The sequence below is a fragment of the Streptomyces sp. Ag109_O5-1 genome (assembly GCF_003814875.1).
GTDB lineage: Bacteria > Actinomycetota > Actinomycetes > Streptomycetales > Streptomycetaceae > Streptomyces > Streptomyces sasae.
In genome coordinates, this window is record NZ_RKQF01000001.1 from 3465563 (window position 1) to 3491477 (window position 25915).

The following is a 25915-nucleotide window of genomic DNA, read 5'->3' on the forward strand; positions in this document are numbered from 1 at the left end:
AGATCGAATGACGAAAAATCGAGCACTCGGATGGCCCTCATACAGTGCAGGTCACATAAATTGAGGGTTGGATATTCAAACGATCCAGCTCGGTTCGAGCTCCACGATGTCGCCCGTGAGGGCCGCGATGTCGGCCTCGGTCTGGGCACGCAACGCCAGCCGCTCGATCCGTTCGGTCCGGTACTTGCCGTGCTCGGCGGCCGACCGCCACATCGACAGGATCATGAACTCGTTCGCCGGGGCCTCGGCGAACATGCCGCGGATCATGCCGGGCGAGCCGGCCATCGCCGGGTTCCAGACCTTCTCCTGCATCAGGGTGAAGTGCTCGACGCGCTCCTCGTGCACGCGGCAGTGGGCCACCCGGACCAGGTCGCTGTCCGTGAACCGCGGTTCGAAACCGGTCTTCACGTCGAACCGGTACTCGAACAGCTTGACCTGCTGGTCCTTGTACGTGCCCGACTGGGACGCGGCCAGACGGTCGTGCGAACGCGCCATGAAGGAGTCGTAGAAGGCACGGCTCTCCCAGAAGGCGAAGGTGTGCGCCACTCCGGGGCGCTGCCGACTCCAGCCCCCGCCCTGTCCCCGAAATCCCGGCTCCCCCAGAAGCCCCGCCCATTTTCGCTGTCCCCGCTCGAAGCCCCGGCGGTCCACCACGGTGCAGCGAATCCACTTGACCAGCACCGCGCCATCGTAAGGCCATGGGGCGTGGCGTCGGTCACGCTCCGGCTGAGATCACCCGCGCATGCGCCCCCGCGCGCGTGGCACGATGGACAAAGAGCCTTGGCAGCCCATCAGTTGGGGCAGTGGACCTCTAGGGGGAAGGGGACGCGTGGTGAGCGGTTTCAGCAAGGCGATCAGCAAGGTGGAGGTCGGGGTGAAGTGGGATCCCAGCCCGGCCGGACAGCCGCCCACCGATCTCGACGTCATCGCCGGGACGTTCACAGCGGCTGACCCGTACGGAACTCCGGCCTACCTGGTGCACTTCGACAGCCGTTCGCCCGACGGCACGATCTTCCTCAACCGGGACAGCCAGGACGGCAAGGGCTTCGGCTGGGACGAGGTCATGACGCTCGAACTCGACCGGCTCGACGCCCGGTACACGCGCGTGGTCGTCGGAGTCGTCATCCAACAGCGCGCCGCGCACCGGACGTTCGTGAACGTCCTGAACCCCGCGGTGCGTGTCCGGGAGGGCTACAACGTGCTGGCCCAGGACGACTTCGGCTCGGTCCTCGGGGCGACGGCGGCCGCCGTCGCGGAGTTCGTGCGCGACGGATCCGGCGACTGGAGCTTCCGGCCCGGCCTGCACGGCTTCGAGGACGACCCCGTGGTCTTCACCCGGGCGATGGGCGGGCTCGGCCGGCCCTGACGGCTCACGGCCAGGAGCAAACGGTAAGGGGCGTCGGCCATTGGCCGACGCCCCTTACTTCACCACTTCACTGCGCTGATGCGTCAGCTGCAACCGCTGGTCGAGCCGCAGCCCTCGCAGATGTAGCAGGAACCGGCCCGCTGCATCTTCGTACCGCAGGAGAAGCAGAGCGGGGCGTCGGCCTGGATGCCCAGCTGCATCTCCACCAGTTCGGCGCTGGTGTGCGCCTGCCTCGGGGCCGGCTTGACCACCTCGGGCTTCGGGGCGGCGACGGCCTTCAGCTCCTGGGCGCGCGGCGCCGACTGGGCCAGACCCTCGACGTCGACGTCGTCATCGTCGATGGACGGCTCGTACGAGCCGGTCTCCAGGTGCCGCTGGCGCTCCTCGGCGGAGTGGATGCCGAGCGCGGAGCGGGTCTCGAAGGGCAGGAAGTCCAGCGCCAGGCGGCGGAAGATGTAGTCGACGATCGACTGCGCCATCCGCACGTCCGGGTCGTCCGTCATGCCGGCCGGCTCGAAGCGCATGTTGGTGAACTTCGAGACGTACGTCTCCAGCGGCACGCCGTACTGGAGGCCCACGGAGACCGCGATGGAGAAGGCGTCCATCATGCCCGCGAGGGTCGAGCCCTGCTTGGACATCTTCAGGAAGACCTCGCCCAGGCCGTCGTCCGGGTAGGAGTTGGCCGTCATGTAACCCTCGGCGCCGCCGACGGTGAAGGACGTGGTGATGCCGGGACGACCCTTCGGGAGGCGCTTGCGGACCGGACGGTACTCGATGACCTTCTCGACCGTCTCGCGGATGGTCGCCTCGGCCTTCTCGGCGACCTCCTCCTTCTCCTTCTCCTTGGTCTTGGCGGAGAGCGGCTGGCCGACCTTGCAGTTGTCGCGGTAGATCGCGAGCGCCTTGACGCCGAGCTTCCAGGCCTCGAAGTAGATCTCCTCGACCTCCTCGACGGTCGCCGACTCCGGCATGTTGACCGTCTTGGAGATGGCGCCGGAGATCCACGGCTGGATGGCGGCCATCATGCGGACGTGGCCCATCGGGGAGATGGCACGCTCGCCCATGGCGCAGTCGAAGACCTCGTAGTGCTCCTGCTTGAGGCCGGGGGCGTCGATCACATTGCCGTTCTCGGCGATGTGGGCGACGATCGCCTCGATCTGCTCCTCCTGGTAGCCCAGGCGGCGCAGGGCCTGCGGGACCGTGCCGTTGACGATCTGCATCGAGCCGCCGCCGACCAGCTTCTTGAACTTGACCAGGGCGAGGTCGGGCTCCACACCGGTGGTGTCGCAGGACATCGCGAGACCGATCGTGCCGGTCGGGGCGAGGACCGACGCCTGGGAGTTACGGAAACCGTTCTTCTCACCGAGGCGGATCACGTCCTGCCAGGCCTCCGTGGCGGCGGCCCAGACCGGGGTGTCCAGGTCGTCCATGCGGACGGCCACGGCGTTGGCGTCGGCGTGCTGCTTCATGACGCGGTTGTGGGCGTCCGCGTTGCGGGCGTAGCCGTCGTACGGGCCGACGACCGCGGCGAGCTCGGACGAGCGCTTGTACGCCGTGCCGGTCATCAGGGAGGTGATGGCACCGGCCAGCGCGCGGCCGCCCTCGGAGTCGTAGGCGTGGCCGGTCGCCATCAGCAGGGCGCCGAGGTTGGCGTAGCCGATGCCGAGCTGGCGGAAGGCGCGGGTGTTCTCGCCGATCTTCTGGGTCGGGAAGTCCGCGAAGCAGATGGAGATGTCCATCGCCGTGATGACGAGCTCGACGACCTGGGCGAAGCGCTCGACGTCGAAGGACTGGCTGCCCTTGCCGTCGTCCTTGAGGAACTTCATCAGGTTCAGCGAGGCGAGGTTGCAGGACGTGTTGTCCAGGTGCATGTACTCGCTGCAGGGGTTCGAGCCGTTGATCCGGCCGGACTCCGGGCAGGTGTGCCAGTGGTTGATGGTGTCGTCGTACTGGATGCCCGGGTCGGCACAGGCCCAGGCGGCCTCGGCCATCTTGCGGAACAGGCTCTTGGCCTGGACCTCCTCGATGACCTCGCCGGTCATCCGGCCGCGCAGACCGAACTGCCCGCCCTGCTCGACCGCCTTCATGAACTCGTCGTTCACGCGGACCGAGTTGTTGGCGTTCTGGTACTGGACGGACGTGATGTCGTCGCCGCCCAGGTCCATGTCGAAGCCCGCGTCACGGAGGGCGCGGATCTTCTCCTCCTCCTTGACCTTGGTCTCGATGAAGTCCTCGATGTCGGGGTGGTCGACGTCCAGGATGACCATCTTGGCGGCACGGCGGGTGGCGCCGCCCGACTTGATGGTGCCGGCCGAGGCGTCGGCGCCGCGCATGAAGGAGACCGGACCGGAGGCGTTGCCGCCGGAGGAGAGCAGTTCCTTGGAGGAACGGATCCGGGAGAGGTTCAGGCCGGCGCCGGAGCCGCCCTTGAAGATCATGCCCTCTTCCTTGTACCAGTCGAGGATCGACTCCATGGAGTCGTCGACGGACAGGATGAAGCAGGCGGAGACCTGCTGGGGCTGCGGGGTGCCCACGTTGAACCACACGGGGCTGTTGAAGCTGAAGATCTGGTGCAGGAGGGCGTACGCCAGCTCGTGCTCGAAGATCTCGGCGTCGGCGGGCGACGCGAAGTACTTGTAGTCCTCGCCGGCCTTCCGGTACGTCTTCACGATGCGGTCGATCAGCTGCTTGAGGCCGGTCTCGCGCTGCGGGGTGCCGACGGCACCGCGGAAGTACTTGCTGGTGACGATGTTGACCGCGTTCACCGACCAGAAGTCGGGGAACTCGACGCCACGCTGCTCGAAATTGACCGAGCCGTCGCGCCAGTTGGTCATGACGACGTCACGGCGCTCCCAGCTCACCTCGTCGTACGGGTGTACGCCGGGGGTGGTGTGGATGCGCTCGATACGCAGGCCCTTGGTGGCCTTCGTTCCCTTCGCGCGGGAACTCCGTGCCGGACCGCTCGCCGTCTCTGTCATGCCGCCTCCCTCTACGGGCAAAAACGCCCTGAAATGCCACGATGTTCCCGTGACACGCTCTTCTGTTTCGCGTTGCGGGCACGCTGAGCCGCCCCCGCAACAAGTCCTGGATCGCCGTCCGACATCCGGATCCGGGCCCACCGCCCGGCTCCGGTCCGCCCGTCAGCCGGCGATGCGGGCGGGCGCGGGCACCTGAGCGGCCCCGCCTGGCCCGTGATCGTCCTCCTGGCTCCCCGCTCCCGCGTCTTCGTCGTCCGCGGCGGGGTCCTGCGCCGCCCGCCTGAGCTCCGCGATCGCCGCCTCGAAGTCCTCGAGCGAGTCGAACGCCCGGTAGACCGAGGCGAATCGCAGATAGGCGACGAGGTCGAGCTCCTGCAACGGGCCGAGTATGGCCAGCCCCACGTCATGGGTGGTCAGCTCGGCGCTTCCGGTGGCCCGCACCGCCTCCTCGACCCGCTGGCCGAGCTGGGCGAGTGCGTCCTCGGTGACAGGTCGTCCCTGGCATGCCTTGCGCACACCGTTGATGACCTTGGTACGGCTGAATGGCTCGGTGACTCCGGACCGCTTGACCACCATGAGCGAGCACGTCTCCACGGTCGTGAAACGACGGGAGCAGTCCGGACACTGGCGGCGCCTGCGGATCGACGTGCCGTCGTCGGTCGTACGACTGTCGACCACACGGCTGTCGGGGTGCCTGCAGAAGGGGCAGTGCATGATCTCCAACCCTCCTCACAGCAGACTCAATGACCTCGTTGGGCCACATGAGCCCCTCGAAGCAGCCCCAAGCATAAGCGATCTCAGAGGCACCGGAGACCCGGGGGACCACAACTTGTGGGCTGCGGTAGCAATCCAACCACTAGATGTGGTGATTGGCTGATACATCGCCAGGTTGCGCGTGTCGCACACGTACCGCTACGGCGAATACGGAGATACCGTGGGCGCCACACGGAGGTCACGTGCGACTCCGGCGCAGATGGGGACGGTCGTCCCGGTCGGCGCCGGTCCGGATGGCAGACTGGTCACACCCACAAGGCCATCAGTCCGGCGGTGAAGAGTACAACAATGGGACCTTTTGTCCGCCGGGTACCGCGTGAGCCATACACCCAGACCTGCGATCGCGTCCGGTGAACCGCGTTTTTTCACTCGAACGTGTGTTTGGCGCAACCTTTCGAAAGCAACTACCGTTGTCCAGCAGGGAGACCATCGAGAGGGGCCGACGTGACCACGACCGCAGACAGTGCCACCATCACCGCCCAGGACCGCTCCCAGGGCCGAATCGACCCGGTGCATGCCATGAACGAAGCCGTGAATCCCGAGGGGCACAAGCGCTCCCTGCCGGGCCGACCTCCAGGCATCCGGGCGGACAGCTCGGGCCTGACCGACCGGCAGCGCCGGGTGATCGAGGTCATCCGGGACTCGGTGCAGCGGCGGGGCTACCCGCCGTCGATGCGGGAGATCGGCCAGGCCGTCGGCCTGTCGAGCACCTCCTCGGTGGCGCACCAGCTGATGGCACTGGAACGCAAGGGCTTCCTGCGCCGCGACCCGCACCGGCCGCGCGCGTACGAGGTGCGCGGCTCCGACCAGGCCGTCACCGTGCAGCCCACGGACACCGCCGGCAAGCCCGCCGCGTCGTACGTCCCGCTGGTCGGCCGGATCGCCGCCGGTGGGCCGATCCTCGCCGAGGAGTCGGTCGAGGACGTCTTCCCGCTCCCCCGGCAGCTGGTCGGTGACGGCGAGCTGTTCGTGCTCAAGGTGGTCGGTGACTCGATGATCGAGGCCGCGATCTGTGACGGCGACTGGGTCACCGTCCGCCGCCAGCCGGTCGCGGAGAACGGCGACATCGTCGCCGCCATGCTCGACGGCGAGGCCACGGTCAAGCGCTTCAAGCGCGAGGACGGCCATGTCTGGCTTCTCCCCCACAACTCGGCCTACGAGCCGATCCCCGGCGACGACGCGACCATCCTGGGCAAGGTCGTCGCGGTACTGCGGCGCGTGTGACGCCTGGCGGGCGGTCGACTCGCCCGCCCTCAGATCGGGCCCCGGAACCCCTGCGCCGGTTCCGGGGCCCTGTACTGTCCGGGACCCCGCCGCCGCTTGTTTCACATCGAAGGTTGGCCTGGCCGGCGCCGGTCAGGCCGACCCTCGATCATCACGCCTCCGCCTGCTGTGCGGCCGCATCGATGGCCGCCAGGGACTTCCTGACCTGATTACGGTCCGTGGTGTACCAGAAGTCGGGCAGTGACGCCTTGAGATAGCTCCCGTACCGGGCGGTGGCCAGCCGCTGGTCGAGTACGGCGACCACGCCCCGGTCCCCCGACGCGCGGACGAGCCGACCGGCGCCCTGGGCCATCAGAAGCGCGGCGTGGGTGGCGGCGACCGCCATGAAGCCGTTGCCGCCGGCGTCCTCGACCGCCTTCTGCCGGGCGCTCATGAGCGGGTCGTCCGGGCGCGGGAACGGGATCTTGTCCATTACGACCAGCTGGCAGCTGGGCCCCGGGACATCGACGCCCTGCCACAGTGACAGCGTGCCGAAGAGGCAGGTCCTGGGGTCGGCCGCGAAGTTCTTGATCAGCTCACCGAGGGTCTCCTCGCCCTGCAGCAGTATCGGGAACTCGGGGATCCGGACGCGCAGTTCCTCGGCGGCCTGCTGTGCGGCCCGCATAGAGGAGAAGAGACCGAGGGTGCGGCCGCCGGCGGCCTGGATCAGCTCGGTCAGCTCGTCGAGCATGTCGGCGCGGTCGCCGTCCCGCGCGGGGCGCGACAGATGCTTGGCGACATAGAGGATGCCCTGCTTCGGATAGTCGAAGGGCGATCCGACGTCGACGCCCTTCCACTGCGGGAGGTCCTCGCCCTCGGTGCCCTCCGCGGCGAGACCCAGGGAGGCGCCGACGCCGTTGAAGTCACCGCCGAGCTTGAGGGTCGCCGAGGTGAGCACGACCGAGCGGTCCGCGAAGAGCTTCTCCCTGAGCAGGCCCGACACGGACATCGGAGCGACGCGGACGGACGCTCCGAAGCGGTCATGACGCTCGTACCAGACGACGTCCCACTCGGAGCCGTTCACGATCCGCTCCGCCACGTCGTGCACGGTCTCCACGGAGGCCAGTGCCTGCTTGCGGACCGCATCCTCGTCCTGGACCGACTTGTCGCGGGTCGTGCCGATCGCGGAGATCACGGTGCGGGCTGCGTCGCGGAGAGCGGCCAGGGCGTAACCGAGGTCCTCCGGGATCTCCTCCAGACGACCCGGCAGAGCCAGCTCCATCAGCCGCTCGAAGCCCTCGGCGGCGGTCTGGAGCTGGTCCGCGGCCTTCTCGTCGACCAGTTTGGCGGCACGCCGGACCGCACGGTTGACCTGGCCAGGAGTGAGTTCGCCGGTGGCGACGCCGGTGACCCGCGAGACCAGTTCGTGCGCCTCGTCCACGATCAGCACCTCGTGCTGCGGGAGCACCGGGGCGCCCTCGATGGCGTCGATCGCGAGCAGTGCGTGGTTGGTGACGACGACCTCGGCGAGCTTGGCGCGCTCGCGGGCCATCTCGGCGAAGCACTCGGCGCCATAGGCGCACTTGGATGCGCCCAGACACTCCCTGGAGGAGACCGAGACCTGGGCCCAGGCCTTGTCGGAGACGCCCGGCGTGAGGTCGTCGCGGTCACCGCTCTCGGTCTCGTCCGCCCAGTCGCGCAGTCGCAGCAGATCCTGGCCCAGTTTGCTGGTCGGCGCGGCCGCCTCGAACTGGTCGAAGAGGCCCTCCTCCTCGTCCTGCGGCACGCCCTCGTGCAGTCGGTGCAGGCACAGGTAGTTCGACCTGCCCTTGAGCATCGCGAACTCCGGCCGGCGGCGCAGCAGCGGATGGAGGGCGTCGACGGTGCGCGGCAGGTCCCGCTCCACGAGCTGTCTCTGCAGGGCGAGGGTCGCCGTCGCCACGACGACCCGCTCCCCGTGCGCGAGCGCCGGCACCAGATAGCCGAGCGACTTTCCGGTGCCGGTGCCGGCCTGGACCAGCAGATGGGATCCGTCGTCGATCGCTCCGGCGACCGATTCGGCCATGGTCACCTGGCCGGGGCGCTCCGTACCGCCGACAGCTGTGACAGCGGCATGCAGGAGTTCAGGGAGTGAGGGCTTCGTCATAGCGCGACCACCCTACGGCCCGGCACTGACAATCGGGCGATCAAGGCGGCGGCGGTGGGTGGGATCACGCCGGATGCTCCTGGACGGACGGGCCGGGCGGGGAAGGGCGGACCGGAGGTTCGGCTGCTTCGAATTTTTTCGAGCGGCCGGAACTTGATCGGTCGCCGCTTCGTACTACATGTGTACGCGCAATCACTCAGCGCTACATCAGATGACGTAGGGACCGGTCCCGGATCATCAGGGCGGCCCGTTTGGCAGGCAGGTCGACCTCGGCCGCGTAGCGGTAGCCCGCGTTGAGGAAGGCGGCCACGGAGGGGGTGTTGCGAAGATCGGGCTCCGCGACGACGCGCGCACAGGCGGGGCGGTGGTCGAGCACGAGATCGGCCACGGCTCTGAGCAGGGCGGACCCCAGTCCCCGTCCCCGGTCGGCGACGGCACCGACGAGCAGGTGGATCCCGGTGTCGTGCGGGCGGGCCGGATAGTGGCGGGCGAGCGGGTCCAGGTCGGCCCGGTAGATCTCCCAGTAGCTCATCGGGGTGCCGTGGAGCAGGCCCAGGCACGGCACACTGCGTCCGTCTCCCGTCAGTTGGGCGCGCAGATGGTCCTCCGTCTGCTCCCGTGAGTCGGCCAGCTGCCAGAACGCGGCCACGGCAGGGTCGCTCATCCATCGGCTGACGATCGGCAGGTCGCGTTCCACGTTGACCGGCACGAGGTGGAAGAGGCCGACGGGGGTTTCGGTGGGACCCCAGGTGCCGATCCGGTCGAGCAGATCGGGTGTGCCGAGCGGGTCGAGTGCGGCGAGCCGGTCGTGGCCGGGTGCAGCGGCCCGGTCGGCGTCGAACGGGACGGCTCGGTCGCGGTCGAATGCGGAGAGACGGTCGTGGACCAGCGGACCGGGACGGTGGTCGTGATCGCGGTCGTGGTCGAACGTGGCGGTGCGGGTCTCGTCGGCCGGGGCGGTGTCCGTCTCGTCCCAGGCCGTCGGCGCGGGCCATTCCCTTCCGCCGCGGTCGGGGTCGGTCGTCCCTCCGACGTCGCCGTCGGCGCCGCCGGTCGTCGTCCCGGCGAAGAGGGCGCTGAATCCATCGGGCAGACGCAGGTCCAGGGTGTCCTCGCAGTCCCGGTCGTCCTCGGCGGGTCCGGGGCGGCCGGGGTGGACGGGATGGACCGGGACGAGGCCTGCGTCGGCGCTCGCGTCGGTGGGAGGCATGCTGCGCTCCTCTCAGGAGACGGGGTGGGTCATGTTCCTCGGTAGGTGAACGAAGGTCGGTGATCGAAGGCCGGTGGACGGAGACCGGTGGACGGAGACCGGTGGACGAAAGGACGGTGAGCGACGGGCCGGTGAGGTGGTCCGAGCGATCAGGACTGTGCGGAGTGGAGGGGGTTGGCGATGGTGACGTAGACGGACTGGGTGTCGACCGGGCCGACGAGTTCGTCGAGGCCGTGCAGCCGGGTCAGCAGGTTGGCCTTGCAGCGCAGGACGGGTGAGTCGAGCAGACGGCCGGGCAGGGGGCTGCGCAGCCGGGCGGGCCCGGTGGCCACGTCGGTGAGGAACCGGCGGAACGCCGCGAGCAGCAGGCGTTCGTCGGCGAGCCGCTGGGAGCCGAACGCGCCGATCAGGCCGAGCACGTTGTTGATGCCGAGGTAGTAGGCGAAGCGTTCGTCGGTGACCTCGTCGGAGACGAAGGTGTCGCTCTGCTCGCCGATGCCGGGCAGCCGGGCGTCGAGGTCGGCCCGCCGGGACTCACGGAAGTAGTAGCCCTGGTTGTCGCGGTATCGCCCGCCGGCGGGCCAGCCGTCGGCGTCCAGCAGGAGCAGGGTGTTCTGCTGGTGCGCTTCCAGCGCGATGCCGGCTTCGCCGTCGAGCCAGAGCACCGGGCGGACCACCTGCTCCAGGTAGCGCAGGAACCACTCGGCGCTGACGGCGCCGACGGGCCGTCCGGTGCGTTCGGCGAGCCGGGCGACCACCTGGGCGAGCCGGGAACGGTATGTCCCGGGCCTGCCGTTCGCCCCCGGGGCGTCGAGGGGCCGCGGGGCGACCAGCCCGGCGACGCAGGACGCGTCGTCGGCGGGGGTGAACGGGTTGTGCCGGATCACCACGTCCAGTCCGGGTACGGGTCGGCCGTCCTCGCCGTCGACGGCCAGCCAGGCGGGGTCGCGCACGATGTCGAAGCCCGGGTGGGCGGCCTGCCAGTGCTTCGCGAGGCCGGTGCGCAGCAGGCGGTGCACCTCGACGCCTCGGTGGAGTTCCTTGCGGAGGTTCTCCCGGCGGGAGTTGGTGATGCGCAGGCCCAGTGACAGCTTGAGCATGGCGGGAGCGCCAGTGCGGTGGACGGTTCGTACGGAGGAGGTGGGATGCCAGGGGGCGCCGAGGGGGCCCAGGTCGCGGAGGAGTCCGGCGTCGAGGAGGGCGGCGGTCTCCGCGCGGTGGCGGACCTCGCGGGCCTGCCAGGGGTGCAGGGGCAGGGCGGCGGCGCAGCCGTCGGGCAGGGGCAGGGCCGTTCCCGCCAGACGTGCCATCAGGTGCGGCGCGGGGAGGGGGCGGCCTCGCTCGGTCCAGGCCGAGTCGGTGACGAGAAGGGAGGAGGCGACCGCCATCCAGTGCAGCGGGAAGGAGCCGCGCAACTCCGGCGAGTAGAGCCGGGCTTCGGACTCGGTCAGACCCTCACGGCTCTTCGGGGTCGGATGGAACGGGTGGCCGAGGAGGAGTGCCTGCTCGGCGGCGAGGAAGCGGTCGGGGCCGTCGGCGGGACGGGCGCGCCGGTCCACGATGAAGGTGACGGTGCGACGCAGTGAGTCGGCGACGCGGGCCACGAGGTCGCCGTCGTCGGGGGTGGCCCGGGCGACAGGGGAGCCGTCGGCGGCGCCGGGTGAGCCGTCCCGGGTACCGGACGCGCCGCCGGGGCCGGGCGAGCTGTCACCGGCGCCGGTTGTGCCGATGGTTCGGGTGGTGCCGTCACTCTGGGCCGGCACGCCGTTGGCGGTGCGGGGTGTGCTGTCGCTCCGGGCAGGAACGCCGTTGGCGGCGCGGAGAACGCCGTCGGCCTGGCCGGGGACGCCGTCGGCTCGACGGACCGCTCCGTCGGCTCGGCGCGCCGCCGGGTCTTCGGCTCGCGGCCCTGCCGGGTCCTCGGGTCGCCTGGCCATGCCGTCGGCTCCCCAGGCCGTCTCCCGGGTGAGCAGGGCGGCGAGGGTGACCGCGTCGACGGGTGGGGCGGTGTCGGGGGTGCCGGCCAGACGGGGTTGGCCGAATCGGTGCCAGCCGGTCGGGGACCAGTGGCGGACCGGGGTGATGAGGGCCGTACCGCTGGAGGGGAGCGGGATGCGGAGGGTGGCGGTGTCGGGCGCGGGGAGGTTCGTCTCGCGTACCCAGCAGCGCAGCAGGTTCTCCACCGCTGCGGCCTGGGCGGCGATATGCGGGTCGGGGTGCTCAAGAAGGTCCCCGGTGTCGTCGCGCGGGCGCTCGGGCGGGGCGGTGCGGCCACGTTGTTGGGGAACCGACTCGGCGAGCGGAACGGGGCGCCCCTGTGGGCTTTGGTCTCCGTGATCGTCGGGGGTGGGGGTGGCGTTCAAGGGGGGTTCCTCGGGGACTTGTGGGGGGCGGGGAGTTCGCCGTCGGTCGGGGCGGACTCGCTTGATGCGCAGGGGAGTCGAGTGCTGAGCGTCCTGATGAGAGAGGTGGGGACGATGAGGGGTTTCCGGAGGCGGCCGACCGGCCCGCCCGGTGTGCGTCGGCGGGTCGGCCCGTTCCGGGTGCTGCGGCTAGCCGGTCGGTTTCCTGCGGCCGTCCGGGCGTGGCGGCAGAACACCGTGGCCGGCCGGGTCGCGGGCCACCGCGTCCACCGCGTCGGCGAGCCGGTCCAGTACGGCGGCCGCCTGTTCGTCGCTGATGGTGAGGGGCGGGAGAAGCCGTACGACACCGGCGTGGCGACCGCCGAGTTCGACGATCAGGCCGCGCTCCAGACAAGCGCGTTGCACAGCGGCGGCGAACTCGGGCGCCGCGGGCCGCGGCTCGCGACGCGCATCGGCGTTCCACCCGGTCGCGGCCCCGCCGACGGCGCCGCGCCCCACGCCCGGCGCGCGGTCGAGGGCGCCCGCCGCATCGCCGCCCGCACTCACCACGCCGTCCGCACGGTCCGTGACACCCGCCGCGCCGTTACCGGCACCGGCCACCCCACCCGGCACGCCCCGCCCCCACCCACGGACGTGGTCTCGTCCGCCCATGTCCGCCGCACCGCCATGCACACCCAGCCGGCCGTCTCGCCCACCCGCATCCTCGGCACCGGTCCGCCCGCCCGTCGTCGTACGCCCCGTCCCGCGCGCTTCCCGGTCCCCCGCGCTCGCCCCCGTCGCGCCGCCCGTGTCCCGGGCCTCGCCCGTACGTCCCTCCCCCTCCGGATCGACCAGTTCCACCCCGATCATCAGCCCCCGCCCGCGCACATCCCCGATGCACGCGAACTCCGCCTGGAGAGTCCGAAGCTGGGAGAGCATCCGGGAGCCGAGCAAGCCCGCCCGTTCGGCGAGGGCGTTCTCGCGGACGTGGGCGAGGGTGGCCGTCCCGGCGGCCATGGCGAGTTGGTTGCCCCGGAAGGTGCCGGCGTGGGCGCCGGGTTCCCAGACGTCGAGGTCGTCGCGGTAGACGACGACGGCAAGAGGGAGGCTGCCGCCGATGGCCTTGGACAGGACCATCACGTCCGGGGTGACCCCGCTGTGCTCGACGGCCCAGAAGGCGCCGGTCCTGCCCACCCCGGTCTGGATCTCGTCCGCGATGAGGGGGATGGACCGGTCGGCGGTGACTCGGCGCATCCGGCGCAGCCAGTCGTCCGGGGCCGGGATCACTCCGCCCTCCCCCTGGACGGGTTCGAGGATCATGCCGGCGGGCAGCGGGACGCCGGACTTGGGGTCGTCGAGGACGGACTCGGTCCAGCGGGCGGCGAGTTCCGCGCCGCGCGGGCCGCCGACGCCGAACGGGCAGCGGTAGTCCTGGGGGTAGGGCAGCCGGGCGACACGGACATCGCCGGCCCCGCCGGAGGCGGCCAGGGCGCCGGTGGTCATCCCGTGGTACGCCCCGGTGAAGGCGAGGATGCCGGTGCGGCCGGTCGCGGCCCGGACGAGTTTGAAGGCGGCCTCGACGGCGTCCGTGCCGGCGGGCCCGCAGAACTGGACGCGGGCCCGGTCGGCGAGGCCGGGCGGCAGGGTGCGGAACAGTTCGGTGATGAAGGCGTCCTTGACCGGGGTCGCCAGGTCGAGGACGGAGAGCGGGGCGCCGGAGTCGAGGACCTTGCGGATCGCCTCCAGCACGACCGGGTGGTTGTGTCCGAGCGCGAGGGTGCCGGCGCCGGAGAGGCAGTCGAGGTAGCGGCGGCCGTCGGCGCCCTCGATGGTCAGGCCACGGGCCCGCACGGGCACGATGGGGAGGGCGCGCGCGTAGGTACGTGCCCTCGACTCGCGCGCCGACTGACGCCTCAGGATCCCCTCGTGCGCCGCGCGCGCTCCCCCGGGCGTCCCCCCGGTCACCGACTCCGTCACGGCCACGGCTGGCTGTCCTCCCCGCTGTCCAGAGGCGAGTTGATCGGCGGGGCCCTGGGCACAGGCAGCGGACCCCCCACCACTACCAACCCCGGACCGTCCGACGGGTTACGGGTCATCTCAAGATCATTGCGGCGCCCTCGCCTTGGTCCGCACCTCTCATTCGACCCGCCGGACAGAGGACCATCCCTCGACGGAATCCCAGATCATGTCTTGACATCCGGATCAAGCAATTCGTAGCTTGGCTCAGTATTTACATCCGTGATGAGCGTTCATATTCGCGAACCAGCCGAACTCATCGACCACGGACCGGAGGCAGTCACCGCATGAACACTCCCGCAGGCACGAGGATCCGCGAGCTGGTCATCACACCCATCGCCTTCCGCGACCCGCCGCTGCTCAACTCCAACGGTGTCCACGAGCCCCTCGCGGTGCGGATCGTCCTCCAACTCGTCCTGGAGGACGGCACGGTGGGCCTCGGGGAGTCCCCGGGTGGCACGGCCCGGCTGGAACGGCTCGAGAAGGCCGCGAAGACGGTCGTGGGCATGGACGTCTTCGACGCGACGGCCGTCGTCGCGGCCGTCGACGCGGCTCTGCTGCCGACCGTACCCAGCTCGCACGAACGCGGCTGGACCACGAGTGCGGTGGAGGTGGCCTGCATGGACGCGCAGGGCAAGCTGCTCGGGCGGCCGGTCAGCGACCTGCTCGGCGGCACGGTCCGGGACTCGGTGCCCTTCGCCGCGTACCTCTTCTACAAGTGGGCGGAGCACCCGGCACTGGACGGACGCCCGGCGGTCGGCGACGGCTGGGGGGCGGCGCTGGATCCGGCCGGCGTCGTCGAGCAGGCGCGGCTGATGCAACAGCGGTACGGGTTACGGTCGTTCAAGCTGAAGGGTGGCGTGTTCCCGCCGGACGAGGAGATCGCGGCGATACGGGCGCTGGCGGAGGCGTTCCCCGGGCAGCCCTTGCGGCTCGATCCCAACGTGGCTTGGTCGGTGGAGACCTCGAAGTACGTCGCCCATGAGCTCGGGGACGTCCTCGAATACCTGGAGGACCCGACCGCGACCATCGAGGGCATGGCGGCCGTGGCGGAGGAGTCGCCGCTCCCCCTCGCCACCAACATGTGTGTGATCGCCTGGGAGCATCTGAGGCCGGCGATCGAGCAGCGCGCGATCCAGGTGCTGCTGACCGACCACCACTACTGGGGCGGGCTCCGTCGCACCCGTGAACTCGCCGCGGTCTGCGAGACGTTCGGGCTCGCCCTGTCCATGCACTCCAACTCGCATCTGGGCATCAGCCTCGCCGCGATGACCCATGTCGCGGCCGCGATCCCGAACCTGGACCACTCCTGCGACACGCACTACCCGTGGAACAGCGCCGACGATGTGATCGTCCCCGGTGTGCTGGAGCTGAAGGACGGTGCGGTGCGGGTGCCGACCGGTCCGGGACTCGGCGTCGAACTCGATCATGAGGCGCTGGACCGGCTGCACCGGCTGTACCTGGAGTCGGGGATGCGCACACGGGACGACACCGGTTACATGCGGCGCGTGGATCCCAGCTACGAATTTCGGTTGCCCCGCCGGTGAGGCCCGTAGCGAAACCGTTGCCCTTCCATCGGGAGTCCCCCACAGCGACCGCATAGTGTGTGGCGCTGAAGTTCCGTACCAACAGGGGGAGTCACCACCATGCGATCCTTCCGGCCGTCGTCCGTCCTGCGCCGTGGAAGGGGCGCGCCCCGTGCGCTGGCGGCCGTCGCCCTCGCCTCGTCGCTGGCCCTGACCGCCACCGCCTGCAGCGGTTCCAACGACGCCAACGCGGGCGGCCCGGCCTCGGCGTCCGCCACGGCCGACACCGGCGACGGCAAGATCAAGATCCCGGACGACATCAAGAACAAGCTCAAAGAGCACGGGATCGACATCGACAAGTGGAAGCACGGCGCCTGGAAGAACTGGAACAAGGACGACTGGCTGCGCGAGGCCAACGATTTCATCAACCCCATCATCAAGGGGCTGTGGGACCCGGACCGGATGCGGGACGCCAACGACCCGGACAAGAACAAGGGTGTCGACGACAACGACATCTCCGGTGACCAGGGCGTGACCGACCCGACGCCGGCGCCGGTCCAGGCGAAGGCCGTCCGGCCGACGTACCACGCGAGCGCGGCCGCCTCCGGGAAGGTGTTCTTCGACTCCCCCGAGGGCACGATGGTCTGCTCGGCGACGGTCGTCGAGGACCCCGCGCACCCGGGCAAGTCCAACCTGGTGTGGACGGCGGGACACTGTGTGCACGCCGGCAAGAAGGGCGGCTGGTACCGGAACATCGCGTTCGTGCCGTCGTACAACGACCAGGGTCTGACGGGTGCGGCGCTGGCGAAGGCGACCCGCTCGGAGATCGCGCCCTACGGCGTCTGGTGGGGTGACGGGGCGCAGACCTCGCAGCAGTGGATCGATCAGGGCGGGGAGACGGGCGGCGACGGTGCGTCGTACGACTACGCCGTGATCCATGTGACGCCCGAACAGGGCGGTAGCGGCAAGTCCCTGGAGGAGACGGTCGGTTCGGCGCTTCCGGTGAACTTCGACGCTCCGGCCGTGCCGAAGGTGTCGAGCATCACGGCCAAGGGGTATCCGGCGGCGAAGCCGTACGACGGGTCGTTGCTGTACCAGTGCGCGGACAAGCCGGGGCGGCTGTCGGTCGATGCGTCGGCGCCGACGATGTACCGGATCGGGTGCACGATGACCGGCGGGGCGTCCGGGGGTGGCTGGGTGGAGACCGGGTCGGGCGGGAAGCCGGCGCTGGTGTCCAACACGTCCATCGGGCCGGTGAGTTCGGGGTGGCTGGCCGGCCCTCGGTTGGGTGCTGTGGCCAAGGGTGTGTACGAGGCGGTCAGTAAGGAGTTCGCTGATCAGTGAGGGCGGCTGATATCGCCTTGTCGCCGTAGGGGGAACTGTGGTTCGGCGGCTGACGGCCGTCGTGGATTGCTCGCGCCCACGCGGCGGAGCCGCATATCGATAACAGCCCCGCGCCCCTGAAAGACAAAAGACACAAGGCCCCGCTCCCCGGTAAGGGGAGCGGGGCCTTCACCTGCCCGTCGTCACGCAGCCGGAGCCGGAACGTACGGCGCGAGTTCCGCCGCCAGTTCCTCGTGGACGCGGACCTTGAGGAGGGTGCCCTCGGCGGTGTGCTCCTCCGAGATCACCTCGCCCTCGTTGTGGGCGCGGGCCACCAGCTTGCCGTGGGTGTACGGGACCAGGGCCTCGATCTCGACCGACGGGCGGGGCAGGTCGTTGTCGATCAGGGCCAGGAGTTCGTCGATGCCCAGGCCGGTGCGGGCCGAGACCGCGATCGAGCGTTTCTCGTTGCGTAGCAGGCGCTGGAGGACCAGGGGGTCCGCCGCGTCCGCCTTGTTGATCACTACGATCTCCGGTACGTCGGTCGCGCCGACGTCCCTGATCACCTCGCGTACGGCGGCCAGCTGCTCCTCCGGGGTCGGGTGCGCGCCGTCGACCACGTGCAGGATCAGGTCGGAGTCGCCGACCTCCTCCATGGTGGAGCGGAACGCCTCGACCAGGTGGTGGGGCAGGTGGCGGACGAAGCCGACCGTGTCCGCCAGGGTGTAGAGGCGGCCGCTCGGGGTCTCCGCGCGGCGGACGGTCGGGTCCAGGGTCGCGAACAGGGCGTTCTCGACCAGGACACCTGCGCCCGTGAGGCGGTTGAGCAGGGAGGACTTGCCGGCGTTGGTGTAGCCCGCGATGGCGACGGACGGCACCTTGTTGCGGCGGCGCTCCTGGCGCTTGATCTCGCGGCCGGTCTTCATCTCCGCGATCTCCCGGCGCATCTTCGCCATCTTCTCGCGGATCCGCCGCCGGTCCGTCTCGATCTTGGTCTCACCGGGACCACGGGTGGCGAGGCCGCCGCCCTTGCCGCCGCCCATCTGGCGGGACAGCGACTGACCCCAGCCTCGCAGCCTCGGCAGCATGTACTGCATCTGCGCGAGCGAGACCTGCGCCTTGCCCTCTCGGGACTTGGCGTGCTGGGCGAAGATGTCCAGGATCAGGGCGGTCCGGTCGATGACCTTGACCTTGACGACGTCCTCCAGCTGGATCAGCTGGCCCGGGCTCAGCTCACCGTCACAGATGACGGTGTCGGCGCCGGTCTCGACGACGATGTCGCGCAGCTCCAGGGCCTTGCCGGAGCCGATGTAGGTGGCCGCGTCGGGCTTGTCGCGGCGCTGGATGACGCCGTCGAGCACGAGTGCGCCCGCCGTCTCGGCGAGGGCGGCCAGCTCCGCGAGGGAGTTGTCCGCGTCCTGTGCGGTGCCCGAGGTCCAGACCCCGACGAGCACGACCCGCTCCAGGCGGAGCTGTCGGTACTCGACCTCGGTGACGTCCTCGAGCTCGGTGGAGAGGCCCGCCACGCGGCGCAGGGCCGCGCGCTCGGAGCGGTCGAACTGGTCGCCGTCCCGCTCTCCGTCGATCTCGTGGCTCCAGGCGACGTCCTCTTCCATCAGGGCATCGGCCCGAAGACCGTCGGGGTAGTCCTGCGCGAGGCGCCTGGTGTCCTGGGAAGGGGAAGAAGAGGAGGTCATTGGGTCCTTTACGTCGATGGGGATGCCGAAGCCGGCGGGTGTGATGCTGACAACGTTCCAACGTACGAGTACCCCGGGAGATTCCCCGCGACCCGTGCCGCGTGCGGCGTACCGCGCCGACCCCATGATGGTCGCACGGTACGCCCCGTCCCGGCACGGTGTTATTCCGGGGGCCGCCCCGCCGTCACTTCCGGGCCTTCTGCCTGGCCGAGGCCGGGACCTGCTTCCAGTCCGGGTGGCCGGGCATCGGCGGGGTCTTCTGGCCGTACAGCCAGGCGCGGAAGAAGCCGGTGAGATCGCGGTCGGCGACCGCGGAGGCCAGGTGGACGAAGTCGGCGGTGGTGGCGTTGCCGTCCTTGTACCGCTGCACCCACATCCGCTCCAGGCGTTCGAAGGCGGGCTTGCCGATCTCCTGGCGCAGGGCGTACAGGGCCAGGGCGGCGCCGTCGTAGATGTTCGGGCGGAAGATGCTGATCTTCTGGCCGGGCGCGGGCGGCTTGGGCATGGCGGGCGGTCCGCCCTCGGCGCGCCAGCGGTCGGAGGCGCCGTACGCCGCCTTCATGCGGTTGATCATGGGCTGCTTGCCCTTCTCCTCCGCGTACAGCTCCTCGTACCAGGTGGCGTGGCCCTCGTTCAGCCAGACGTCGGACCAGACGTGCGGGCTGACGCTGTCGCCGAACCACTGGTGGGAGAGCTCGTGCACCATGACCGACTCGATGTACCACTTCGGGTACGCGGGCTCCGTGAAGAGGTCCTTCTCGAAGAGGGAGAGCGTCTGGGTCTCCAGCTCGAAGCCGGTGGAGGCCTGGGCCATCAGTACGCCGTACGTCTCGAACGGGTACGGTCCGACCTTGCTCTCCAGCCAGGCGATCTGGTCCGGGGTCTTGGCCAGCCAGGGTTCGAGCTTCTTGGCGTCGGCGCTCGGGACGACGTCCCGGACGGGCAGTCCGTGCGGTCCGGCACGGTGCAGTACGGCGGAGCGGCCGATGGAGACCTGGGCCAGTTCGGTGGCCATGGGGTGCTGGGTGCGGTAGGTCCAGGTCGTCGAGCGGCCGATCCGGACGGAGTCGGTGGGAAGGCCGTTGGCGACGACGGTGTAGCCCTTCGGGGCGGTGATGTGGAAGGTGAACATCGCCTTGTCGGACGGGTGGTCGTTGCACGGGAAGACCAGGTGGGCGGCGTCGGCCTGGTTGGCCATGGCGAGCCCGTCCGTGGTGCGCACCCAGCCGCCGTCCTGGCCCTTGGCGGGCACCGGATCGCTGGTGTGCTTCACGGTGATCCGGGTCCAGCTGCCCTGCCGCAGCGGCCGGTCGGGGGTGACGACCAGATCCTCGCCGGCGCCCGCGAAGGCGGCGGGCCGGCCGTCGACCTCGACGGACGCGACCTTGCCGTGCGCGAAGTCGAGGTTGACCCGGTCCAGGTCCTTGGTCGTCCAGGCGTCGATGGTGGTGACGGCCTGCAGCGGCTTGTCGTTGCTGCCGGGATAGGTGAAGGAGAGGTCGTACGACGCCACGTCGTACCCCGGGTTGCCGAGGTACGGGAAGAGCCGGTCGCCGACGCCGAGCGGAACCGGCGGGGCGCTCGCGCCCAGGAGGGCGACGGAGACGGCGGAGGCGAGGAGGACAGCGGCCTTCCGGCGCCGGGGCGAGCGGGTGCGGAAAGTGAGCGGCATGGACCACCGCTACCAACGCGTTCCCGGTTCACGGCGACGGCTCGCGACCAAACCACCCGAACGAGTAAGTCACCGGCATTTCGTTCGGCTCATGTCGTACCCGTCGGGCATGTCACTGGTGTTGCGCCCGGCCCACGTCGTACACCCCGGGCACATTGCGCATCGCGCGCATCAGGTCGGGGAGGTGGGCCGCGTCGGGGAGTTCGACCGTGTACGTGTGGCGGACGCGCTGCTGGCTGGGCGGTTCCACGGTCGCCGAGACGATCTCGGCGCCCTCCTGGGCCATCGCCTCGGTGAGGTCGGCGAGCAGATGGGGGCGGCCGAACGATTCGGCGACCAGGGTGACCCGGCAGGCGGTGCTGTCGCCCCAGCTCACGGCGGTCTCGGGGCGCCCGGTGCCCTTCATGTGCGCCACCGCGGCACACTCGACGCGGTGCACGGTGACCACTCCCCCGCGTACGGCGAAGCCGGTGACCTCGTCGGGCGGTACGGGGGTGCAGCAGCCGGCCAGCCGTACGGTCGCGCCGGGGCGGTCGACGACGACGGCGCTGGCGGTGCGGGGGCTGGAGGCCTGGGGTTCCGGGACAGGTCGGGTGGGTACCGCGGCGGGGACGTGCGGTTCCTCGGCGCTGTCCGGGTGGGTGGCCAGCCAGCGCTGGATGGCGATCCGGGCCGCCGGGGTATGGGCGTGCTCCAGCCACTCCCGGGAGGGCTCGGAGGCCGGGTCCTGGCCCATCAGGAGCTGGACGGTGTCGCCGTCCCTGAGGACCGTGCTGAGGGTCGCGAGGCGGCCGTTGACGCGGGCGCCGATGCAGGCGTGGGCGTCCTCGCCGTACTGGGCGTAGGCGGCGTCGACGCAGCTGGCGCCCTCGGGGAGGCCGAGGGTGCCGCCGTCGGGGCGGAAGACGGTGATCTCGCGGTCCTGGGCGAGGTCCTCGCGCAGGGTGGACCAGAAGGTGTCGGTGTCGGGGGCCGCCTTCTGCCAGTCGAGGAGGCGGGAGAGCCAGCCGGGGCGGGTGGGGTCTGCGCGCTCGCCGTCGGCCGGATCCTCGGAGGTCTCCGGTGCGGGGGCGTCGGCGGCCGGGGCGTAGGGGTTGCCGAGGGCGACGACTCCGGCCTCGGCGACCTTGTGCATCTGGTGGGTGCGGATGAGGACCTCGGCGACCTGGCCGTCGGCGCGGGCCACCGCCGTGTGCAGTGACTGGTACAGGTTGAACTTCGGTACGGCGATGAAGTCCTTGAACTCCGAGACCACCGGGGTCAGACAGGTGTGCAGTTCGCCGAGGACGGCGTAACAGTCGGCGTCCTCGTTGACCAGCACCAGGAGCCGGCCGAAGTCGGCGCCGCGCAGTTCGCCGCGCTTGCGGCTGACGCGGTGGACGGAGACGAAGTGCCGTGGCCGGATGAGGACTTCGGCGGGGATGTCGGCCTCGCGCAGCACTGAGCGCACCTCGTCGGCGATCGCGGCGAGGGGGTCGTCGGCACGGGCCGCGTTCGCGGCGATCAGCTCCCGGGTGTGCTCGTACTCCTCGGGGTGCAGGATCGCGAAGACCAGGTCCTCCAGCTCGGTCTTCAGGGCCTGCACGCCGAGCCGCTCGGCGAGCGGGATGAGGACGTCACGGGTGACCTTGGCGATGCGTTCCTGCTTCTCGCGGCGCATCACGCCGAGGGTGCGCATGTTGTGCAGCCGGTCGGCGAGCTTGATCGACATCACACGGACGTCGCTGCCGGTGGCGACGAGCATCTTCCGGAACGTCTCGGGTTCGGCGGCGGCCCCGTAGTCGACCTTCTCGAGTTTCGTCACCCCGTCGACCAGATAACGGACCTCCTCGCCGAACTGTTCCCGCACCTGATCGAGCGTCACATCGGTGTCCTCGACGGTGTCGTGGAGCAGGGACGCCGTCAGGGTCGTGGTCTCGGCCCCGAGTTCGGCGAGGATCAGGGTCACCGCGAGGGGATGGGTGATGTACGGCTCACCGCTCTTGCGCATCTGACCGCGGTGCGAGGACTCGGCCAGCACATAGGCGCGGCGCAGCGGCTCGAGGTCGGCGTCGGGGTAGTGGGCGCGGTGCGCCTCCGCGACATGGCCGATGGCGTCGGGCAGTTTGCCGCGGGCGGCGTTGCCGAGCAGCGCGGCCAGGCCGAGCCGGCGCAGGTCGATCCGGGCGCGGGCCTTCCTGCGGGCCACTGTGGGCACTACAGGACCGGGCGTCGCAGGGTTCGTGGCCTCCGCACTCATGGGCACACCTCCGGCTCGTGGACCGGCGGACGGGGCCCCAGGGCATACGCGGCTCAGGGATTGGCGACGTTCCCCCGTCCGTGCCGGTGCTTGATGCTACCGAGCCCATCGCGCCCGATTGACCGGCTCCCGCCGAGCGTGAAACGGATCACCCAATCGAGCGACGATTTGGAGGTTTACGATTTTGCGCCACCTGTTCGGGGTGTGGCCGATGTTTCTCGCCGCCCGGGGCAACGCGGGCCGTGGATCCAGGCGTTGGACGACCACCCGGACCACGGTTCATTACGTTCAGTCAGCTCGGTGGAGGGCGTTTTCCAGCCACTCGGCGTCGATCTCGCCCTCGGCAACGATCACGGCGGGGCCGGTCATCTCGATCTCGCCGTCGGGCCGTTCGGTGATGACGAGCCGGCCGCCGGGCACGTCCACGGTGTAGGTCACCGGGGTGCCGGTGGCGGCGGGGTCGGCGCCGTCACGGCGGATGGCGGCCACGGCGACCGCGCAGGCGCCGGTGCCGCAGGAGCGGGTCTCGCCGGAGCCGCGCTCGTGCACGCGCATCGCGACGTGGCGGGGGCCGCGGTCGACGACGAACTCGACGTTGACCCCTTCGGGGTAGGCCGACGGGGGGCTGAAGGGGGGCGGGGTGTAGAGGTCGCCGGCGTGGGCGAGGTCCTCGACGAAGGCGACGGCGTGCGGGTTGCCCATGTTCACGTTCCGCGCGGGCCAGGTGCGGTCGCCGACGCTCACGGTCACGTCGCCCTCGGGGAGGCGGGCGCTGCCCATGCCGACGGTGACATCACCGTCCTTCGCGATGTGGACCTTCTTCACTCCGCCGCGCGTGGCCACGGCGAGGTCGCCCTCGGTGACGTGGCCGGCGTGCTGGAGGTAGCGGGCGAAGACGCGGACGCCGTTGCCGCACATCTCGGCGATCGAGCCGTCGCCGTTGCGGTAGTCCATGAACCACTCCGCGTCGGCGGCCATCCCCTTGGCCTCGGGGTGCGCAGCGGACCGTACGACGTGCAGCACGCCGTCGGCCCCGATGCCGGCCCTGCGGTCGCAGAGAGCGGCGACCGTGGCCGGGGTGAGGTCGAGGGCGTTGTCCGGGTCCGGGACGATCACGAAGTCGTTCTCGGTGCCGTGGCCCTTGAGGAAGGGGATGCTCATTCTTCGAGGGTACGGGAGGGGTGCGTGGCGCCTTGGCTGCGGGCCGGTGGGGGCTGGCGGTTCGGCTGCGGGCCGGCGGGCTGGCGGTTCGGCTGCGGGCCCGTGGGAGCTGGTCGCGCAGTTCCTCCTCCAGCCCTTCGGCCGGGGGTACCCCCAGCGCCCCTGACGGGGCGCTGCAGTCAGCGGCGTTTTCTAGCGCAGTCGTGCTACTCGCCAGACGGCCAGGACGGCCACGATCGCCACCAGGGCCATGTAGGCGATCACCACGCGCCAGTCGGGCCTGCGGCCCGAGCCCTTCGCCGGGATGCCCGGCCAGGTGTAGCCGACCCTGCGGGCGGCCGTCATGCCCCAGCCCGCCGCGCAGGAGCAGATCAGCAGGCCCAGCATCGCGATCACCGCTCCGCTGTCGCCGAAGTCGAAGGCCAGCGGGAACGCGAACATCAGGGAGCCGACCGCGGCAAGGCTCACGATGGGGGCCAGCTGCCACAGGCGCAGCCGGCGCTGCGGACGGAGTTCGACCTCGACCTCGGGGCCGCTCGCGAACATCTCCTCCGGCTCGGGGCCGTCGGCGGTCACACCGCCGCCCACCGTGTCGTCCGGACCGTCGGAGCTCAGCCGGTCCTCGGCCTCTTCCGTGTCACTGGGCCCGACTGCGACATGCTCGGTGTCTTCTGCGGTGTCGCGAGGGCCGGCCTCCATCGCCACGCGCCCTCCCAACCTAGGACTCCACTTGCGATCGAAGCTCGATGATGGCACGTCGCCGGAGGCCGGGACGGCCGGTGGCGCATCCCGATGCCATGACGTGATCAGGCTGTGACCGGTCGTTCGAGCAACGCCAGGGCCAGCCGCGGAAGTTCCTCGCGGTCCGCCGCGGCCCCACTCAACCAGTGCACCCGCGGGTCGCGCCTGAACCATGAATCCTGGCGGCGCGCGAAGCGTTTGGTGGCACGGACGGTCTCGGCCCGCGCTTCCGCTTGCGTGCACTCCCCGGCGAGCGCCGCGAGGACCTGCTGGTAGCCGAGGGCGCGCGACGCCGTGCGGCCCTCGCGCAGCCCGTGCGCCTCCAGTGCGCGCACCTCCTCCACGAGCCCGGCCTCCCACATCCGGTCGACGCGGAGCGCGATGCGCTCGTCGAGCTCGGGGCGGGCCACGTCGACGCCGATCTGGACGGTGTCGTAGACGGAGTCATGGCCCGGGAGGTTGGCGGTGAAGGGCTGGCCGGTGATCTCGATCACCTCCAGGGCCCGGACGATTCGGCGGCCGTTGCTGGGCAGGATGGCCCGTCCGGCCCCGGGGTCGGCGGCGGCCAGCCGGGCGTGCAGGGCGCCGGAGCCGCGCAGCGCGAGTTCCTCCTCCAGGCGGGCCCTGACCTCGGGGTCGGTGCCGGGGAACTCCAGGTTGTCGACGGCACCGCGGACGTACAGCCCGGAGCCGCCGACCAGGATCGGCCAGCGGCCCTCGGCGAGCAGGGCGTCGATGCGGGCGCGGGCGAGCCGCTGGTACTCGGCGACGGAGGCTGTGACGGTGACGTCCCAGATGTCGAGCAGGTGGTGCGGTACGCCGGCGCGCTCCTCGGGCGTCAGCTTGGCGGTGCCGATGTCCATCCCCCGGTACAGCTGCATGGAGTCGGCGTTGACGACCTCACCGCCGAGCCGTTGGGCCAGGAAGACGCCGAGGTCGGACTTTCCGGCCGCAGTGGGGCCGACGACGGCGATGACACGGGGGGCGGGGGGTGCGCTGCTCACCGCACCAGTCTTGCAAACCTCGGACGCGGCTCTCGAACGAGTTACGTGACGGTGCGTGTCCGGCTTCGTTGCCCGTTGCGAGATTCCCGCCGTCGCTGCCGGGAGGCAGTGACCGGAGTGGCGCAAACGGACGCACCGGGTCACGCGGGATTTCGCCCGCACGAGTAACGTATGGAGTGGATATGGGCGTTTTTGCACGGCTCCTCGGAAAGAAGCCGAAGGTCATGGAGGAGCCGGAAGCCGAGGCACCGGCCGGTACCGAGCCGGACGGGTCCGAGGCGGAGAACGCGGCGGAGCAGGCGGCCGAGGCGACGGCTGCGAAGGGGCCTGGCGAGGACGACGGCGGGAGCGCGGACACGGAGCCGGACATGGAGCCGGATACCGAGCCGGAAACGGGCGCCGCGGTCGTCGCCGCCGAGAGCACCGAGATCCCCAAGCAGCAGTCCGCCAGGGAGGCCGCCGACAACGAGGCCGGCGAGGGCGCCCGGACTTAACGGCCCGCGAGGGAAGGTGGACC

At 70.6% G+C, this 25915-nt stretch carries 18 protein-coding genes; 5 read left to right on the forward strand and 13 right to left on the reverse strand.

Features of this window, described 5'->3' with window-relative positions; translation table 11 throughout:
* Positions 1–75 precede the first annotated feature (75 nt).
* The gene (locus EDD90_RS15495) at positions 76–681 is read right to left on the reverse strand and encodes a YdbC family protein (RefSeq protein ID WP_123973577.1); all 606 of its coding nucleotides are present in this window, start codon (positions 679–681) and stop codon (positions 76–78) included.
* 151 nt (positions 682–832) lie between these two features.
* On the opposite strand from EDD90_RS15495, the gene EDD90_RS15500 reads away from it, so the two are divergent.
* Positions 833–1366, forward strand: a complete 534-nt coding sequence (locus tag EDD90_RS15500; protein WP_123973578.1) for a TerD family protein — start codon at positions 833–835, stop codon at positions 1364–1366.
* 83 nt (positions 1367–1449) lie between these two features.
* On the opposite strand, the gene EDD90_RS15505 is transcribed toward EDD90_RS15500, so the two are convergent.
* Entirely contained in the window at positions 1450–4344 is a 2895-nt protein-coding gene (locus tag EDD90_RS15505; RefSeq protein ID WP_123973579.1) for a vitamin B12-dependent ribonucleotide reductase, read from the reverse strand.
* 162 nt (positions 4345–4506) lie between these two features.
* Positions 4507–5058 (reverse strand): transcriptional regulator NrdR, encoded by a 552-nt coding sequence (nrdR, locus tag EDD90_RS15510; protein ID WP_123973580.1) that lies wholly within the window; start codon positions 5056–5058, stop codon positions 4507–4509.
* Positions 5059–5562: 504 nt separating this feature from the next.
* Here nrdR and lexA point away from each other — a divergent pair.
* On the forward strand, positions 5563–6342 hold the full coding sequence (gene lexA / locus EDD90_RS15515; RefSeq protein ID WP_123973581.1) for a transcriptional repressor LexA: 780 nt from the start codon (positions 5563–5565) through the stop codon (positions 6340–6342).
* Between the two features lie 151 nt (positions 6343–6493).
* Here the strand turns inward: lexA and EDD90_RS15520 are convergent, their stop codons facing one another.
* The 4 genes from EDD90_RS15520 to EDD90_RS15535 all read right to left on the reverse strand — a co-directional run bounded on the left by EDD90_RS15520 (position 6494) and on the right by EDD90_RS15535 (position 14002).
* Positions 6494–8467 carry an ATP-dependent DNA helicase gene (locus EDD90_RS15520; protein ID WP_123973582.1) on the reverse strand — a complete coding sequence of 658 codons (1974 nt, stop codon included), beginning with the start codon at positions 8465–8467 and terminating at the stop codon, positions 6494–6496.
* Positions 8468–8669: 202 nt separating this feature from the next.
* Positions 8670–9677, reverse strand: a complete 1008-nt coding sequence (locus EDD90_RS15525; protein ID WP_123973583.1) for a GNAT family N-acetyltransferase — start codon at positions 9675–9677, stop codon at positions 8670–8672.
* Positions 9678–9826: 149 nt separating this feature from the next.
* The gene (locus EDD90_RS15530) at positions 9827–12040 is read right to left on the reverse strand and encodes an IucA/IucC family protein (protein WP_123973584.1); all 2214 of its coding nucleotides are present in this window, start codon (positions 12038–12040) and stop codon (positions 9827–9829) included.
* 189 nt (positions 12041–12229) lie between these two features.
* Positions 12230–14002, reverse strand: coding sequence for a diaminobutyrate--2-oxoglutarate transaminase family protein (locus EDD90_RS15535; RefSeq protein WP_185149110.1), 1773 nt, complete (start codon positions 14000–14002; stop codon positions 12230–12232).
* A gap of 320 nt (positions 14003–14322) precedes the next feature.
* Between EDD90_RS15535 and EDD90_RS15540 the strand changes: the two genes are divergently transcribed.
* Positions 14323–15582 (forward strand): glucarate dehydratase family protein, encoded by a 1260-nt coding sequence (locus tag EDD90_RS15540; protein WP_123973585.1) that lies wholly within the window; start codon positions 14323–14325, stop codon positions 15580–15582.
* Positions 15583–15681: 99 nt separating this feature from the next.
* Entirely contained in the window at positions 15682–16905 is a 1224-nt protein-coding gene (locus EDD90_RS15545; protein ID WP_185149111.1) for a serine protease, read from the forward strand.
* A gap of 182 nt (positions 16906–17087) precedes the next feature.
* Here EDD90_RS15545 and hflX read toward each other — a convergent pair whose 3' ends face one another.
* The 6 genes from hflX to miaA all read right to left on the reverse strand — a co-directional run bounded on the left by hflX (position 17088) and on the right by miaA (position 25398).
* Entirely contained in the window at positions 17088–18581 is a 1494-nt protein-coding gene (gene hflX, locus EDD90_RS15550; RefSeq protein WP_123973586.1) for a GTPase HflX, read from the reverse strand.
* A gap of 184 nt (positions 18582–18765) precedes the next feature.
* On the reverse strand, positions 18766–20253 hold the full coding sequence (locus EDD90_RS15555; RefSeq protein WP_123973587.1) for a M1 family metallopeptidase: 1488 nt from the start codon (positions 20251–20253) through the stop codon (positions 18766–18768).
* Between the two features lie 112 nt (positions 20254–20365).
* Positions 20366–22492, reverse strand: coding sequence for a bifunctional (p)ppGpp synthetase/guanosine-3',5'-bis(diphosphate) 3'-pyrophosphohydrolase (locus EDD90_RS15560; RefSeq protein ID WP_123973588.1), 2127 nt, complete (start codon positions 22490–22492; stop codon positions 20366–20368).
* Between the two features lie 288 nt (positions 22493–22780).
* Positions 22781–23653, reverse strand: coding sequence for a diaminopimelate epimerase (gene dapF / locus EDD90_RS15565; RefSeq protein WP_123973589.1), 873 nt, complete (start codon positions 23651–23653; stop codon positions 22781–22783).
* 192 nt (positions 23654–23845) lie between these two features.
* A complete protein-coding gene (locus EDD90_RS15570) occupies positions 23846–24352 on the reverse strand; it encodes a hypothetical protein (RefSeq protein WP_123981294.1) in 507 nt (168 codons plus the stop codon).
* 107 nt (positions 24353–24459) lie between these two features.
* Entirely contained in the window at positions 24460–25398 is a 939-nt protein-coding gene (miaA, locus tag EDD90_RS15575) for a tRNA (adenosine(37)-N6)-dimethylallyltransferase MiaA (protein ID WP_123973590.1), read from the reverse strand.
* A 182-nt stretch (positions 25399–25580) separates the two neighbouring features.
* Between miaA and EDD90_RS15580 the strand changes: the two genes are divergently transcribed.
* Entirely contained in the window at positions 25581–25892 is a 312-nt protein-coding gene (locus EDD90_RS15580; RefSeq protein WP_123973591.1) for a hypothetical protein, read from the forward strand.
* Positions 25893–25915 lie beyond the last annotated feature (23 nt).

Excerpts from the sequence above, each read along its gene's own strand:
- EDD90_RS15505 (WP_123973579.1), bottom strand. The coding sequence starts at position 4,344 with ATGACAGAGACGGCGAGCGGTCCGGCACGGAGTTCCCGCGCGAAGGGA.
- nrdR (WP_123973580.1), bottom strand. The coding sequence starts at position 5,058 with ATGCACTGCCCCTTCTGCAGGCACCCCGACAGCCGTGTGGTCGACAGT.
- EDD90_RS15520 (WP_123973582.1), bottom strand. The coding sequence starts at position 8,467 with ATGACGAAGCCCTCACTCCCTGAACTCCTGCATGCCGCTGTCACAGCT.
- EDD90_RS15525 (WP_123973583.1), bottom strand. The coding sequence starts at position 9,677 with ATGCCTCCCACCGACGCGAGCGCCGACGCAGGCCTCGTCCCGGTCCAT.
- EDD90_RS15540 (WP_123973585.1), top strand. The coding sequence starts at position 14,323 with ATGAACACTCCCGCAGGCACGAGGATCCGCGAGCTGGTCATCACACCC.
- EDD90_RS15545 (WP_185149111.1), top strand. The coding sequence starts at position 15,682 with ATGCGATCCTTCCGGCCGTCGTCCGTCCTGCGCCGTGGAAGGGGCGCG.
- hflX (WP_123973586.1), bottom strand. The coding sequence starts at position 18,581 with ATGACCTCCTCTTCTTCCCCTTCCCAGGACACCAGGCGCCTCGCGCAG.
- EDD90_RS15555 (WP_123973587.1), bottom strand. The coding sequence starts at position 20,253 with ATGCCGCTCACTTTCCGCACCCGCTCGCCCCGGCGCCGGAAGGCCGCT.
- EDD90_RS15560 (WP_123973588.1), bottom strand. The coding sequence starts at position 22,492 with ATGAGTGCGGAGGCCACGAACCCTGCGACGCCCGGTCCTGTAGTGCCC.
- dapF (WP_123973589.1), bottom strand. The coding sequence starts at position 23,653 with ATGAGCATCCCCTTCCTCAAGGGCCACGGCACCGAGAACGACTTCGTG.
- EDD90_RS15570 (WP_123981294.1), bottom strand. The coding sequence starts at position 24,352 with ATGGAGGCCGGCCCTCGCGACACCGCAGAAGACACCGAGCATGTCGCA.
- EDD90_RS15580 (WP_123973591.1), top strand. The coding sequence starts at position 25,581 with ATGGGCGTTTTTGCACGGCTCCTCGGAAAGAAGCCGAAGGTCATGGAG.